Origin of the sequence: Pseudomonas sp. BF-R-30, from assembly GCF_019956175.1 — a bacterium.
GTDB lineage: Bacteria > Pseudomonadota > Gammaproteobacteria > Pseudomonadales > Pseudomonadaceae > Aquipseudomonas > Aquipseudomonas jessenii.
Window position 1 is genome coordinate 108602 of record NZ_JAHBDE010000005.1, and the last position, 13243, is coordinate 121844.

Sequence of the window (13243 nt, forward strand, 5' to 3'; positions counted from 1 at the left end):
CAGGCGTCAAGTAGCGGAGTTTAATGAACAACTGTTTTTTTGGAGTTGATGCTATGCGTAAGTCTGTTCTGCTGGTTGCTTCCTTTTCCACGATGGCGATGTTGCTCACTGGTTGCCAATCGAGCCTGACCGGTGACTCCTACTCCCGTGACGAGGCGCGTCGTGTGCAGACCGTTCGCATGGGCACCATCGAAGCATTGCGCCCGGTGAAAATCGAAGGCACCAAAACCCCGATCGGCGGCGCTGCAGGTGCAGTGGTCGGCGGCGTTGGCGGCAGTGCTATCGGTGGCGGTAAAGGCAGCGTCGTTGCAGCGGTTATCGGTGCCGTGGCCGGTGGCCTGCTCGGTTCAGCCGCTGAAGAAGGCCTGACCCGCACCCAGGGCGTGGAAATCACCGTGCGCGAAGACGATGGCAGCATGCGCGCCTACGTTCAGGAAGTTCAGCCGAACGAAGTGTTCCGTGTCGGCGAACGTGTGCGCATCGCCAGTGTGAATGGCACCAGCCGCGTTTCGCACTAAGCGCAAACACCGGCTAAACAAAAACCCGATCAGGTGACTGATCGGGTTTTTTGTTTTTCAGCTCAGGTGAGTCCTGATTGATGCTGGCCGTTATGGCGGTTTATCAGGAAGCCAGCGCGTTGTTCTTGCGGCTCGCCATCGCCGTCACCACATAACCGATCAGTGCAGCCAGAATCGAACCGGTCAAGATCCCCATGCGGTCCATCCCGGCGAAATCACTCACGCCTGGCTCGAAGGCCAGCGAGCCGACAAACAGGCTCATCGTGAAACCGATGCCGCAGAGAATCGCCACGCCCAGTATCTGGCCCCAATTGGCACCTTGGGGCAGGGCGGCGATACCGGTTTTCACGGCCAGCCAGGTCAGGCCGAAGACACCGACGGTCTTGCCCAGCAGCAGCCCGATGGCGATGCCCATGGGGACGTGGTGAGTGAAGCTCTCGACGGTGACACCGCTCAGGGACAGGCCGGCGTTGGCAAAGGCGAACAATGGCAGGATGCCGTAGGCAACCCACGGGTGCAGGGCATGCTCCAGGGCAAGCAGTGGCGAAGGTTCGGCATTTTTCGTGCGCAACGGAATGCAGAATGCCAGGGTCACGCCGGCCAGGGTGGCGTGGACACCGCTCTTGAGCACGCAGACCCAGAGGATCAGTCCAATGATCATGTAGGGCCCGAGCTTGACCACGCCAAGCCGGTTCATCCCGATCAGCGCCGCAATACAGGTCGCGGCCAGCGCCAGAGACAGGGTCGACAGCGCGCCGGAATAGAAGATCGCAATGATGATGATCGCGCCAAGGTCGTCGATGATCGCCAGGGTCATCAGGAACAGTTTCAGCGATACCGGAACCCGTTTGCCCAGCAGTGCCAGTACGCCAAGGGCGAAGGCGATATCGGTGGCGGTCGGGATTGCCCAGCCGTTCAGGGCGGCTGGCGTGTCGCGATTGAGGTACCAGTAGATCAGCGCCGGCACCACCATGCCACCAATGGCGGCTGCACCGGGCAGCACGATTTGCGACGGTTTGGACAACTGGCCGTCGAGTACTTCGCGCTTCACTTCCAGGCCGATGAGCAGGAAGAACAGCGCCATCAGGCCGTCGTTGATCCACAGCAGCAAGGGCTTGGCGATTTTCAGTGCGCCGATCTGGGCCACCACGGGGGTGTCCAACAGGCCGTTGTACAGCCACGACAGCGGCGAGTTGTTGATGATCAGAGCCAGAACGGCAGCGGCGATCAGTAACAGACCGCTGGCAGCTTCCAACTGAAAGAAACGCGTGAAAGTGCTACGCAGAGGCAAGGTCGCTCTCCATCCATGAATTCAAAAGGTGTTACACCCTAACAAGTACCGTTAGTTGTTAAAACAAAAGTTATATTCTTTTTTGTTATATGCCGTTACAGAGTGATCCCTCGGCACCGACCTGAGCCTAGCAGTTGCCCGGCGTATTGGATTTCATCTGTACCTGTGCTGGATGCAGGATTTTTCCTAAGCTTGTTGGCTGAGCCTTGTCAAAAGGCCGACTCCTGCCCGATACAACGAGAAAACCATCATGAGCGACAATCGACAGTGGTCCCGCGAAGCGATCCGGATCATCGAAGCCGATTTCCAGCGCAGCGCCGACACCCACTTGATCCCCTTGCCGCTGCCGGGTTTTCCAGGCATCGAGTTGTATTTCAAGGATGAGTCCAGCCACCCCACGGGCAGCCTCAAGCACCGTCTGGCCCGTTCGCTGTTCCTGTATGCGCTGTGTAACGGCTGGCTCAAGCCCGGTGCGCCGGTGATTGAGGCATCCAGCGGTTCGACGGCGATTTCCGAAGCGTACTTCGCGCGCATGCTGGGCTTGCCGTTCATTGCGGTGATGCCGGCGACTACGTCCAAGGAGAAGATTGCGCAGATCGCCTTCTACGGTGGTCAAAGCCACCTGGTGGACGATCCGACCCAGATCTACGCCGAGTCCGAGCGCCTGGCCCGTGAGCACGACGGGCACTTCATCGACCAGTTCACCTACGCCGAGCGCGCCACCGACTGGCGGGCGAACAACAACATTGCCGAGTCGATCTTTCAGCAGATGCGTTTCGAGCAGCACCCCGAACCGAGCTGGCTGATTTCCAGCCCCGGTACCGGCGGTACCACGGCCACTCTGGGCCGATATGTGCGTTATCGCCAGCATGGCACCCGCGTGCTGTGTGCCGATGCCGAGCGTTCGGTGTTCTTCGATTACTACCAGACCGGCGATGCCAGTCTGCGACTGGACCACGGCTCGCGTATCGAGGGCATCGGCCGGCCGCGCGTGGAAGCGTCGTTTCTGCCCAAGGTGATCGACGCGATGGTCAAGGTGCCGGATGCCTTGTCGCTGGCGGCCATGCACTACTTGGCGGAGCGTCTGGGACGGCATGTGGGCGGGTCGAGCGGGACCAACCTGATCGGCGCATTGATGGCCGCCCAGCACATGAAGGCGGCAGGGGAGACGGGGTCGATGGTGGCGATTCTGTGTGACGGCGGCGAGCGCTATGCCACGACCTATTACGATCAGGGCTGGCTCAAGGCTCAGGGGTATGAACTGAGCGGTTTGATGGCTGCGGTGGCAGCGACGGTGGAGCGGGGTGAGCCGTTGCCGGACTCGGTTTTGCGCGCCAATATCTGACACACCGAAGATCAAATGTGGGAGCGGGCTTGCTCGCGAAGACGGTTTCACATCCAACATATGCATTGGCTGATCCACCGCTTTCGCGAGCAAGCCCGCTCCCACATTAGAGTGGTATCAGGCCTCGAGACCGAGGATGTCCCGGGCCACCGCTTCAGCAATGCGAATCCCGTCAACACCCGCCGACAGGATCCCGCCCGCATAACCGGCCCCTTCACCGGCCGGGAACAAGCCCTTCACGTTCAGGCTCTGCAACGACTCGTTACGGGTAATGCGCAGCGGCGACGAGGTGCGGGTCTCGATCCCGGTCAGCACTGCGTCGTGCAGCGAGTAACCACGAATCTGCTTCTCGAATGCCGGCAAGGCTTCGCGAATTGCTTCGATGGCGAATGCCGGTAGTGCCAGCGCCAGATCACCCAGGGCAACGCCCGGCTTGTAGGATGGCTCGACGCTGCCCAGTTCGGTAGACGGTTTGCCCGCGATAAAATCGCCGACCAGTTGCGCCGGGGCTTCGTAGTTGCTGCCGCCCAGCACGAATGCGTGGGACTCCAGGCGTTCCTGCAGCTCGATACCGGCCAGCGGGCCGCCCGGATAATCGACTTCCGGCGTGATGCCGACGACGATGCCGGAGTTGGCATTGCGTTCGTTACGCGAGTACTGGCTCATGCCATTGGTGACCACGCGGTTTGGCTCGGAAGTCGCCGCCACCACGGTGCCGCCCGGGCACATGCAGAAGCTGTAGACCGAACGGCCGTTCTTGGCGTGGTGCACCAGCTTGTAGTCGGCGGCGCCCAGTTTCGGGTGGCCAGCGTATTTGCCCAGCCGCGCACGGTCGATCAGCGACTGCGGGTGCTCGATGCGGAAACCCACCGAGAACGGCTTGGCTTCCATGAACACGCCACGGCCGTGAAGCATGCGGAAGGTGTCGCGGGCGCTGTGGCCGAGGGCCAGGATCACGTGTTTGGAGTGGATCTGTTCGCCGCCATTGAGTTCGACGCCGACCAGTTGGTCGCCTTCGATCAACACGTCGGTGACGCGCTGCTGGAAGCGCACTTCACCGCCCAGGGCGCGAATCTGCTCACGCATGTTTTCCACCACGCCGGTCAGACGGAACGTACCGATGTGCGGTTTGCTGACGTAGAGGATTTCTTCCGGAGCACCGGCCTTGACGAATTCGTGCAGGACTTTACGGCCGAGGAATTTCGGGTCCTTGATCTGGCTGTAGAGCTTGCCATCGGAGAACGTCCCCGCGCCGCCTTCACCGAACTGCACGTTGGATTCCGGGTTGAGCACGCTTTTGCGCCACAGGCCCCAGGTGTCCTTGGTGCGCTGGCGTACTTCGGTGCCGCGCTCGAGGATGATCGGCTTGAAGCCCATTTGCGCCAGCAGCAGCCCGGCGAAAATCCCGCACGGGCCGAAGCCGACGACGATCGGCCGCACGCTCAGATCGGCTGGCGCCTGGCCGACTTCTTTGTAGCTGACATCCGGTGCCACGTTGACGTTACGGTCATCGGCAAACTTGTGCAGTACCGCCGCCTCATCGCGAACTTCAAGGTCGATGGTGTAGATGAAGCACAGTTCGGAGGACTTTTTGCGCGCATCGTAGCTGCGCTTGAACAAGGTGAAATCGAGCAGGTCATCGCTGGCAAGCCCTAAGCGCTGCACGATGGCAGGGCGCAGGTCTTCTTCGGGATGGTCGATCGGCAACTTGAGTTCGGTGATTCGTAACATGGCGGGATCCGGTTCGCGGGGCGCACAACTGCGCCAGGGCGTTTGAAACCCGCGATTATAAGCCTCAAAGGCGCAGGCCCGTGAGGCTTAAACGATCAGTCGTCGCGCGATCCGCCGAAATACCCGCAGCCGCGCTGTACCTGACCGTCGATGCGCAGCTCGGCACTCATGTGCTGGATGCTGCCGGTGCTGCTGTCGACGCAACGTTGCGGTGCAACCCACAGTTCGATGTGCTGGTTGTTGGCTTCGGTGCTGAGGTTGAAACGGCCATCGCCCAATTGCTCCTCGACGTAAGGCACGGCCAACGGCGGCTGGCCGGCCCGGTCGAGGACCATGCCTTTGCCGCTGACTTTCACGCTCCACTCCGGGGTGTGGCCGGCGGCGCGCAGGATCAGCAGCTTGAAATTCGGATCGTCGCACGCGGTGCCCGAGCGCTCGACGCGGTACAACTGCTCCAGATCGAGCTGGCCGTCACCACCGCTGCCGGCCACAACCCGCCCGCGCACGTCGGCAAACAGCTTGCCCTGCTTGTCCGCCAGGTTTGCGGCCTGCTGCAGGACGCTGGTACCGCCCGTGTCGTTGACCACGTAGCGGTTTGTCTGGTTGCACGGCTGGAACAGCAGTTTGCCGTCCGCCGCGGTCAACTGGCCTTGCATGCGTGTCTGGCCGACATGGGAGGCGTTCTGCCGCTCACCCTCGAACAACTGGCAAGCGGCGAACAGCGGAAGCAGGGCAACGAGGACTAAGGAACGGGCAACACGCATCTTGGGGTCTCCTGACAGGTGCCGCCACGTTACTCAGGCTGACCGTTCATCACAAGGCTGGAGTTGGTCACTGGCAAAGTAGAGGGTGATTTGCGGCAACATCCTGTGAATTATTCCGATGCCGAGTGTCACGATGCCGAAGGTAAGCTGCCGCGTTTTCGCAGGGGCGGATATGAAGAACGCAATGGGCTGGAAGATCTGGATGTTTTCAATTGTGATGACGGGGGCCACGGGCAGTCAGGCTGCCGAGATCAGTTTGTCTTCGGCAATCGACTTCACCCGAATGGAGTTGCTATTGAAGGACAACGACAGACTTCATTCGGTGTTTGAAATGAATGTCACGCTCAGTCCTGAAGCAACTGAGCGTATGCAGCGCATTACACGCGAGTCAATAGGCCAGAAATTGACGCTATCGATCAATGGTTGGAAGGTTTCTACGGCGACAGTGCAATCGGTCTTGGGCTCGCAGTTCAGGGTGTCCATCCCGAAAGCCATCGCCAAAGACCTCTTGCCCACGTTGGTTGATTGAGCTTGAGCCGGTTCAGCCTACGTGAAAGATCTGACCCGTTTGCAGGCCTTCCACACTCTTGGCGTAGGCCAAGGCCACATCCGCCGCAGGAACCGGCTTGAAACCACGGAAGTACGGCGCGTATTTGCCCATGGCTTCGACCAGGACATTCGGGCTGATCGAGTTCACCCGCAGGCCGCGCGGTAGCTCAATGGCGGCAGCGCGGACAAAGCTGTCCAGTGCACCGTTGACCAGCGCCGCCGAGGCGCCACTGCGAATCGGGTCGTGGCTGAGCACGCCGGTGGTGAAGGTGAACGAAGCGCCGTCATTGGCGAAGTCGCGGCCGATCAGCAGCAAATTGACCTGGCCCATGAGCTTGTCTTTCAGGCCCAGGGCAAAGCTCTCTTCGGTCATTTCGTTGAGCGGTGCGAAGGTCACGTTACCGGCCGCGCACACCAGTGCATCGAATTTGCCGGTCTGCTCGAACAGCTTGCGAATCGAGGTGCTGTCACTGATGTCCACCTGAAAGTCGCCGCTGGTGCGACCGATGCGGATGATTTCGTGGCGTTGCGACAGTTCCTTGTCGACTGCCGAACCGATGGTGCCGCCTGCGCCGATCAAAAGAATTTTCATGGGGGCTGATCCTCGTATGGGTTGAACGAGGTTTCAGTTTAGGGTGGTTTTTTCTCCGGATAAGCGCACTAATAGGCAACCTTTGGTTTTCAAATGGAAACAATCCATGAGCGAGATGGATGACCTGGCGGCGTTCGCGGTGTTGATCGAGGCGGGGAGTTTTACCCTGGCGGCGCAGCAGCTCGGTTGCAGCAAAGGCCAGCTGTCCAAGCGCATCAGCCAGCTGGAAGCGCAGTTTTCCGTGGTGTTGTTGCAACGTACCACCCGCCGCTTGAGCCTGACCGCCGCCGGTGCTGCGTTGTTGCCCCAGGCCCAGGCGCTGGTAGTGCAAGTCGAGCGGGCCCGCCAGGCCCTGGCGCGCCTGAAGGACGACATGGCCGGCCCGGTGCGGATGACGGTGCCGGTGTCGCTGGGGGAAACCTTCTTCGATGGCCTGTTGCTGGAGTTCTCGGCCAAGTATCCCCAGGTGCAGATCGAGCTGGAGCTCAACAACAGCTACCGCGAACTGTCTCGAGACGGCTTCGATCTGGCGATTCGTTCCGACGTTGCCATTGACCAGCGACTGGTGGCGCGTCCACTGCTGGCGTGGCAAGAGCTGACCTGTGCCAGCCCGGCTTATCTGGAGCAATACGGTGAACCGCAAACCCCCCAGGCGCTGGCCGAGCATCGCTGCCTGCTCAACAGCCATTACAGCGGCCGCGAAGAATGGCTGTATCACCAGCAACACGAGTTGTTGCGGGTGCGGGTGTCGGGGCCGTTCGCCAGCAACCACTACAACCTGTTGAAGAAAGCCGCACTGGTCGGCGCCGGTATTGCGCGCCTGCCATCCTACTGTTTGCCAACAGAGCTGGCGGACGGGCGCTTGCGATGGCTGCTGCGCGATTATCAGACCCGCAGCATGCCGATGTACCTGGTGCATCCATATCAGGGCGGTTTGCCCAAGCGCACGCAGGTACTGGCGGATTATTTGATCGGGTGGTTCAAGCGCAGTGGGGAGGTGCTGGATCGGTTGTAAGTCTTCACACGCATGTCCTGTAGGAGCGAGCCTGCTCGCGATGGACGTTAACGATGACGAGGGCTGTCTGAATGAACGCGGCGCCCTCCAGTTCTTCGCGAGCAAGCTCGCTCCTACAGAAGAGGGTTTGCGTAGTCAGGGAGGTTGGCAGACATAAAAAAACGGCCCGCAAAGGCCGTTTTTTTGTTTACCGCTAAGGCTTAGCCGCCCAAGTACGCATCACGCACTTTCGGGTCGGTCAGCAGCGCTTCACCGGTGCCTGTCATCACCACCCGGCCGTTCTCCAGAACGTAGGCTCGGTCAGCGATCTTCAGCGCCTGGTTGGCGTTCTGCTCGACCAGGAACACTGTCACACCGTCCTTGCGCAGCTGTTCGATGATGTCGAAGATCTGCTGGATGATGATCGGTGCCAGGCCCAGCGATGGCTCGTCGAGCAGCAACAGCTTGGGCTTGCTCATCAGCGCACGGCCGATGGCGAGCATTTGCTGTTCGCCGCCGGACATGGTGCCGCCGCGCTGGCTGAAGCGTTCTTTCAGGCGTGGGAAAAGTCCGAGAACCTTGTCCATCTGTTCCTGATAGTCGCCCTTGGCGGTGAAGAAGCCACCCATGGAGAGGTTTTCTTCCACGGTCAGGCGGGAAAACACCCGACGACCTTCCGGCACCACGGCGATGCTCTTGCGCATGATCTGCGAGGAGTCCTGGCCGACCAGTTCCTCACCCATGTAGCGGATGCTGCCGCTGTGGGCGCGCGGCGAACCGCAAAGCGTCATCAGCAGTGTTGACTTGCCGGCACCGTTGGCACCGATCAGGGTCACGATCTCGCCCTGGCGGACTTCGACGTTGACGCTGTGCAGGGCCTGGATCTTGCCGTAGAAGGTGGAAACGTTTTCGAACTGCAGCATTTACGCTTCCCCCAGGTAGGCTTTGATCACTTCAGGATTGTCGCGGATCTGTTCCGGAGTGCCGTTGGCCAGGGGGGTGCCCTGGTTGATCACGACGATATGGTCGGAAATGCTCATGACCAGTTTCATGTCGTGTTCGATCAGCAGCACGGTGACGTTGTGCTCTTCACGCAGCATGCTGATCAGCGCCTTGAGGTCCTCGGTTTCCTTCGGGTTCAGGCCGGCGGCCGGTTCGTCGAGCATGAGGATCCGCGGACGGGTCATCATGCAGCGGGCGATTTCCAGGCGGCGTTGCTGACCATAGGCCAGGGTGCCGGCCGGGCGGTTGGCGAACTCCTTGAGGTGAACCTTTTCCAGCCAGTACTCGGCGAATTCCATGGCCTCGCGTTCGCTTTTGCGGAACGCCGGGGTCTTGAACAGGCCGGCCAGGAAGTTGGTGTTCAGGTGACGGTGCTGAGCGATCAAAAGGTTCTCGACCGCCGTCATGTCCTTGAACAACCGCACGTTCTGGAAGGTACGCACCACGCCCTTGAGGGCGATCTTGTGGCCGGGCAGGCCCTCGATCGATTCGCCATCGAGCAGGATGCTGCCGCCGCTCGGCTTGTAGAAGCCGGTCAGGCAGTTGAACACGGTGGTCTTGCCGGCGCCGTTGGGGCCGATCAGTGCCACGACCTGTTTTTCCTTCACGCTCAAGGCCACGCCGTTGACCGCCAGCAAGCCGCCGAAGCGCATGCTCAAATTTTCTACTTTCAGGATCTCGCGGCTCATTTGCGCAGCTCCATGTGAGGGCGTTGCATGGGCAGCAGACCTTGAGGACGCCAGATCATCATCAGCACCATCAAGGCGCCGAACATCAACATGCGGTACTCACTGAACTCACGCATCATTTCCGGCAACAGGATCATCACCGTGGCTGCGAGCACCACGCCCAATTGCGAGCCCATGCCGCCCAACACGACGATGGCGAGAATGGTCGCCGACTCGATGAAGGTGAAGGACTCCGGTGTCACCAGACCCTGACGCGCGGCGAAGAAACTGCCGGCGAAACCGGCGAAGCAGGCGCCCAGGGTGAAGGCTGAAAGCTTGATGATCGTCGGGTTCAGACCCAACGCACGGCAGGCGATTTCATCTTCACGTAGCGCTTCCCAGGCACGACCCAGGGGCATGCGCAGCAAGCGATTGATGACGAACAGTGCGAACAGCGCCAGGAACAATGCGACCAGGTAAAGGAAAATCACCTTGTTGATCGAGTTGTATTCCAGACCGAAGTACTCGTGGAACGTCTGCAGGCCTTCAGCGGCTTTACGTTCGAAGGTCAGGCCGAAGAACGTCGGCTTCTCGATGTTGCTGATGCCGTTCGGGCCGCCGGTGATGTCGGTCAGGTTACGCAGGAACAGACGGATGATTTCGCCGAAGCCCAGGGTCACGATCGCCAGGTAGTCACCGCGCAGGCGCAGTACCGGGAAACCGAGCAGGAAGCCGAAAGTGGCCGCCATCATCCCGGCGATCGGCAGGCAGATCCAGAAGCTCAGGCCGTAGTAATGCGACAGCAGGGCATAACTGTAGGCGCCGACGGCATAGAAGCCGACGTAACCGAGGTCGAGCAGACCGGCCAGGCCGACCACGATGTTCAGGCCGAGGCCGAGCATCACGTAGATCAGCACCAGCGTGGCGATGTCCACCGCACCGCGAGAGCCGAAGAACGGCCAGACCAGGGCACCGGCGATCAGCGCGATGATGATCCAGCGCTGAGTGGTCGGCAGGGTCAGGAAGTTGCTGGCCTTGGCCGGGATCAGCGGCATGCTCGGCGAAGAACGCCAGGCCGAGCTGATCTGCTGGTCGAACAGCACACGCAGGAACATCAGCACCGAGCACACCGCGATGGTGATCAGGGTGGCGTCGCTGGTGCCATGAACTTCGAGGTTGATGCCGACGATGGTCAGCTTCAGACCGAGTACCGGGTAGGCCACGGCCCACACCAGCAAAGCGCTGAACAGCGCCTGTTTAAGATTCCTAGTCATACTTTCTCAACCTCCGGACGGCCCAGCAGGCCGGTTGGCCGGAACAACAGCACCAGAACCAGCAGACCGAACGCCACGACGTCCTTGTACTGGTCGCCGAAGATATCGGCACCAAAGGCTTCCGCCACACCCAGTACCAGCCCGCCGAGCATGGCGCCCGGAATACTGCCGATACCGCCCAGTACCGCGGCGGTGAAGGCCTTGAGGCCGACGAGGAAACCGGCGTTCGGGTTGATCACGCCGTACTGCATACTCAGCAGGACGGCGGCAATCGCTGCCAGCGCCGCACCGATGACGAAGGTCAGGGCGATGATGTTGTTGGTGTTGATACCCAGCAGGTTGGCCATCTTGATGTCTTCGGCACAGGCGCGGCAGGCGCGACCCAGGCGAGAACGGGAGATGAACAGCGTCAGGCCGAGCATGGCGACAAAGGTCACCACGAACACCACGATTTGCATGTAGGAAATCAGCACTTCATGTGCGCCACCTGGCCCAAAGGCAAAGTTGCCCGGAATCAGGTTGGAGATGGATTTGTCCTTGGAGTCTTGCGCCAGCAGAACGGTGTTCTGCAGGAAGATCGACATGCCGATGGCGGAAATCAGCGGGATCAGACGGTTGCTGCCGCGCAGGGGGCGGTAGGCGATCCGTTCGATGCTGTAGCCGTAGGCACTGGTTACAACGATGGTTGCGAGAAAAGCGGCGGTCATCAACAGCGGCACGCTGTCGAGTCCCAGCATGGCCAGCCCGGCGATGGCGATGAACGCCACGTAGGAGCCAATCATGTACACCTCGCCGTGGGCGAAGTTGATCATTCCAATGATGCCGTAGACCATCGTATAGCCGATGGCGATCAGGGCATACGTGCTGCCAATGGTCAGGCCATTAACCAGCTGTTGGAAGAAGTGATAGATGTCAGGCATTACAGCGCTCCTAAAAACCTGATACGCATTTCACTGGTGGAGTCATTTTCCCGCCCGAGCCCCGTGGATCTGCATCCACTTCGAATTCGGGGTTTGCCAGCGAACCGCTGATGACGGTTTTGAGATTTTCAGGTGGGGAGACTGGCGGATCACGCCAGCGCGGCCCAATACGTTCGTAAAACAAAGCCCACGGCACGCCGTGGGCTTTATTGGCAGTCAGTCTGGCAACGCCTTACTGAGGCTTGGCTTCAGTTTTAGGTTTGCCGAAGTGCCACTCGTAAACCACGAATTTGAAGTCTTTCAGGTCGCCTTTTTCGTCGAAGCTCAGGTCGCCGGTAGGCGTCTTGAAGGTGCCCGCGTGGATGGCTTCAGCCACTTTGGCGGAGTCTTCGGACTTGGCAGCCTTGATACCTTCGGCGATCACGGTCACAGCCGAGTAGGCCGGGAACACGAACGGACCGCTTGGATCTTCTTTCTTGGCTTTGAACGCATCAGCCAGGGCAACGTTGGCCGGATCCTGGTCGAAGGATTTCGGCAGGGTCACCAGCAGGCCTTCGGAAGCGTCCTTGGCGATCTGCGAAATGGAGTCGTTACCCACGCCTTCCGGACCCATGAACTTGGCTTTCAGACCTTTTTCCGCAGACTGACGCAGGATCAGGCCCAGCTCCGGGTGGTAGCCGCCGTAGTAGACGAAGTCGACGTTGGCTTGCTTGAGCTTGGCGATCATCGACGAGAAGTCTTTGTCGCCGGCGTTGATGCCTTCGAACACGGCAACTTTGACGCCTTTGCCTTCCAGGGTTTTCTTCACGGCAGAGGCGATGCCTTCACCGTATTGCTGTTTGTCGTGCAGAACAGCAACGATCTTCGGTTTTACGAAGTCGGCAATGTAGTTACCGGCGGCAGGGCCCTGGGCGCTGTCCAGACCGATGGTGCGGAACACCATTTTGTAACCACGGGCGGTGATGTCCGGGCTGGTGGCAGCCGGGGTGATCATAATCACGCCTTCGTCTTCGTAGATGTCCGAAGCCGGTTGAGTGGAGCTGGAGCACAGGTGACCGACTACGAACTTGACGCCGTCGTTGACGACCTTGTTCGCGACTGCCACAGCTTGTTTCGGATCACAGGCGTCATCGTATTCAACGGCTTCGAGTTTCTTGCCGTCCACGCCGCCCTTGGCGTTGATTTGCTCGATGGCCATTTTGGCGCCACTGAACTGCATGTCGCCGTATTGGGCTACAGGGCCGGTCTTAGGGCCGGCGATGCCGATCTTGATGGTGTCAGCTGCGAACGAATGGCTGGCAACCCCGGCCAGAACCATAGCGGCAAACAGTTTGGAAATCTGCTTAGTAGCCTTAGTCATAGTGCTCCACTCTTACTGTTGTAGTTTTTATAGTCCTGGCGCCGAAAGCAGCAGAACCGGGTCGGATATCTGCGACATTCCCCGGAAAAGTCCCTCGGCAACTGTACCGGTACAGTGTAGAGCGCCGATTGTCAGCCTGGGAAGGCAGCGCCGGGGGACAAAACCTGCAAGTGTCGCTTTATTGAAAGTAAAAGACAGAATTGCGGCGGGGTGTTGAGGGGCTTATAGCCGTATT

General features: G+C 60.0%; 13 protein-coding genes. 4 read left to right on the forward strand and 9 right to left on the reverse strand.

Annotated features, from left to right (window positions below; genetic code table 11):
• Positions 1-53 precede the first annotated feature (53 nt).
• Complete coding sequence (locus KGB20_RS03995; RefSeq protein WP_057716111.1) at positions 54-518, forward strand: glycine zipper 2TM domain-containing protein; 465 nt, start codon at positions 54-56, stop codon at positions 516-518.
• A 103-nt stretch (positions 519-621) separates the two neighbouring features.
• On the opposite strand, the gene nhaA is transcribed toward KGB20_RS03995, so the two are convergent.
• Positions 622-1809 carry a Na+/H+ antiporter NhaA gene (gene nhaA, locus KGB20_RS04000; RefSeq protein ID WP_150812945.1) on the reverse strand — a complete coding sequence of 396 codons (1188 nt, stop codon included), beginning with the start codon at positions 1807-1809 and terminating at the stop codon, positions 622-624.
• Between the two features lie 247 nt (positions 1810-2056).
• On the opposite strand from nhaA, the gene KGB20_RS04005 reads away from it, so the two are divergent.
• Entirely contained in the window at positions 2057-3154 is a 1098-nt protein-coding gene (locus tag KGB20_RS04005) for a PLP-dependent cysteine synthase family protein (RefSeq protein WP_173677912.1), read from the forward strand.
• A gap of 117 nt (positions 3155-3271) precedes the next feature.
• Here KGB20_RS04005 and KGB20_RS04010 read toward each other — a convergent pair whose 3' ends face one another.
• Positions 3272-4885 carry an NAD(P)/FAD-dependent oxidoreductase gene (locus tag KGB20_RS04010; protein WP_150812946.1) on the reverse strand — a complete coding sequence of 538 codons (1614 nt, stop codon included), beginning with the start codon at positions 4883-4885 and terminating at the stop codon, positions 3272-3274.
• A 95-nt stretch (positions 4886-4980) separates the two neighbouring features.
• The gene (locus KGB20_RS04015) at positions 4981-5649 is read right to left on the reverse strand and encodes a COG3650 family protein (protein ID WP_102669884.1); all 669 of its coding nucleotides are present in this window, start codon (positions 5647-5649) and stop codon (positions 4981-4983) included.
• A gap of 172 nt (positions 5650-5821) precedes the next feature.
• Here KGB20_RS04015 and KGB20_RS04020 point away from each other — a divergent pair, with 172 nt between their 5' ends.
• Positions 5822-6178, forward strand: a complete 357-nt coding sequence (locus KGB20_RS04020; RefSeq protein ID WP_150812947.1) for a hypothetical protein — start codon at positions 5822-5824, stop codon at positions 6176-6178.
• Positions 6179-6190: 12 nt separating this feature from the next.
• Here KGB20_RS04020 and KGB20_RS04025 read toward each other — a convergent pair whose 3' ends face one another.
• Positions 6191-6790: a short chain dehydrogenase gene (locus KGB20_RS04025; protein WP_150812948.1), complete on the reverse strand. Its 600-nt coding sequence runs from the start codon at positions 6788-6790 to the stop codon at positions 6191-6193.
• 106 nt (positions 6791-6896) lie between these two features.
• Between KGB20_RS04025 and KGB20_RS04030 the strand changes: the two genes are divergently transcribed.
• The gene (locus tag KGB20_RS04030; protein WP_046041267.1) at positions 6897-7805 is read left to right on the forward strand and encodes a LysR family transcriptional regulator; all 909 of its coding nucleotides are present in this window, start codon (positions 6897-6899) and stop codon (positions 7803-7805) included.
• Between the two features lie 200 nt (positions 7806-8005).
• Here the strand turns inward: KGB20_RS04030 and KGB20_RS04035 are convergent, their stop codons facing one another.
• The 5 genes from KGB20_RS04035 to KGB20_RS04055 form a co-directional block, all read right to left on the reverse strand.
• Positions 8006-8707, reverse strand: a complete 702-nt coding sequence (locus KGB20_RS04035) for an ABC transporter ATP-binding protein (protein ID WP_020798122.1) — start codon at positions 8705-8707, stop codon at positions 8006-8008.
• Positions 8708-9475, reverse strand: a complete 768-nt coding sequence (gene livG, locus KGB20_RS04040; protein WP_150812949.1) for a high-affinity branched-chain amino acid ABC transporter ATP-binding protein LivG — start codon at positions 9473-9475, stop codon at positions 8708-8710.
• Positions 9472-10728: a high-affinity branched-chain amino acid ABC transporter permease LivM gene (locus KGB20_RS04045; protein WP_150727615.1), complete on the reverse strand. Its 1257-nt coding sequence runs from the start codon at positions 10726-10728 to the stop codon at positions 9472-9474. Before KGB20_RS04045 ends, livG begins: the two co-directional genes overlap by 4 nt.
• A complete protein-coding gene (gene livH, locus KGB20_RS04050) occupies positions 10725-11648 on the reverse strand; it encodes a high-affinity branched-chain amino acid ABC transporter permease LivH (protein WP_150812950.1) in 924 nt (307 codons plus the stop codon). Before livH ends, KGB20_RS04045 begins: the two co-directional genes overlap by 4 nt.
• A gap of 232 nt (positions 11649-11880) precedes the next feature.
• Positions 11881-13008 carry a branched-chain amino acid ABC transporter substrate-binding protein gene (locus KGB20_RS04055; RefSeq protein ID WP_150812951.1) on the reverse strand — a complete coding sequence of 376 codons (1128 nt, stop codon included), beginning with the start codon at positions 13006-13008 and terminating at the stop codon, positions 11881-11883.
• Between the last annotated feature and the right edge of the window lie 235 nt (positions 13009-13243).